The organism is Candidatus Woesearchaeota archaeon, from assembly GCA_003694805.1.
GTDB lineage: Archaea > Nanobdellota > Nanobdellia > Woesearchaeales > J110 > J110.
Genome location: RFJU01000066.1, coordinates 1 through 1,422, shown reverse-complemented (window position 1 = coordinate 1,422; position 1,422 = coordinate 1). Strand labels below are relative to the sequence as shown.

The following is a 1,422-nucleotide window of genomic DNA, read 5'->3' as shown; positions in this document are numbered from 1 at the left end:
GGCCGGGCGTTCGAATCGCTCAGGGAGCGCCATATAAAACAAGGGGTTACGAAAGTAGCCCCTTTTTCTTTTTCTCTCGGGGTTCCTTTTGGGGTTCCTTTCCTGCCTCTTGAAGCGGGTTTGATCGCCGCTTTCCTTTCGGCCCCGTAGATAGCCCCCCGTGTAGTTTGCAGCGCCCATTTCTGGGGCGGTCATGTTCGCGATCCCAAACGGGCGGAGCCTGGCAGGGCGTACCCTTGCGGGTTTTGGCTCCGCACTTGGGGTGGTTCTTTCTGGGCGTGCGCGGTTCGTTCGCCCAAAGGCTTAGCTTCAGTTCTCCGTTCTTGCTCAGGTAGTAGCAGGCCATGATTTACCTCCTTTATGAAAACCCCATGACGCGCGCGTGTTAATGTGTCGGGAAAATCGCCCCGATCATGGCGGCTTGATCCGGCTTGTTGCGTAGTCCTTAGCCTGATCCGGTCGGTAGCCTTTGCCTCTGGCCTTGGCCAAGTAGCTGAGGCGATGAACCGAGGCGTCCAGGCCAGTGTCCTTGTCCACATAGTGAAAGGGCGAACGAATGTCAGGCATGAAGTGGTCAGGGCTGAGCATTTCCCACTTCTCCTTGATCGTCGCCAATAGCCGCTTGGGATGCCTGATTTTGTCTCCGTCTATCATCAGGGCGCAGTGGTAGTGAGGCTGTTTCGCCCGTTCCAACTCCCGAACCCATGCCCGCCCGGTCTTTCTCGCGTTGTAGGTTCGCTCTACCCATTGAACGATCCGCTTTAGAAATCGGCTGATCTGTTCATTGTTGCTGTCAGCCTTGAAGCCATGCGAATGAAGGTCGAAGCGAACCACAAGCAAGCGTTTATGGTGAGCTAGGCATGCCTCAAGTTGTCCGGTGATGGCCTCCAGAGGCTCCCGATAAAGGCCGCTCTTGGCAGCGTTCACCGGGTAGCCTCTGAAGGTCTCCACTTCCGGCCCCAAAATAGTTTTCCGGTTGTTTGTCCGCTTCATGGGCCACTAACCCCATAAGGGCTAGAGGGGCATAAAGATATTATCTCTAAAACCGCCCGTTTTTGTGCAAGTTCAAAGAGATAAAACCCTTTGTTTTCAATGCCCCAAGGCCCATGAAGTGAGACAAAACCGCTGAGACAAAACCGCCCTTGGCTAAGGCGCGGCTGGCCCACTATCTCGCCCCGCTAATAGAGGGGGTTCTTTTTTGCTCTGAAGCCTTCGGTAAGCCTCAGGGGTAGGATTCATCGTCAGCGCATCAGAAAATGCGTTTGAGAATGAAAAGCACCCCTCTAGCTCGACTTTCCGCCCGGTTCTGTAGCGATGAAGTGAGCAGGCTTTAGCAGGGCATTGGCGAACCGCTGAGGCGCTACCCGAGCAGCACTCCAGGCATTGCTTGCGGATCGTTCGCATCGGCGTTGCTGCCGATCC

The 1,422-nt window shown here is 55.3% G+C and carries 1 protein-coding gene and 1 pseudogene; both read right to left on the bottom strand.

Translation table 11 applies throughout. From position 1 onward, the window contains the following. Positions 1-130 precede the first annotated feature (130 nt). Positions 131-313, bottom strand: a pseudogene (locus D6783_02500) (hypothetical protein). A 98-nt stretch (positions 314-411) separates the two neighbouring features. Continuing rightward, complete coding sequence (locus D6783_02495; protein ID RME53260.1) at positions 412-993, bottom strand: inovirus Gp2 family protein; 582 nt, start codon at positions 991-993, stop codon at positions 412-414. Between the last annotated feature and the right edge of the window lie 429 nt (positions 994-1,422).

Bases quoted from the DNA above. Each gene is read 5' to 3' on its own strand.
- D6783_02495 (RME53260.1), bottom strand. From the start codon at position 993: ATGAAGCGGACAAACAACCGGAAAACTATTTTGGGGCCGGAAGTGGAG.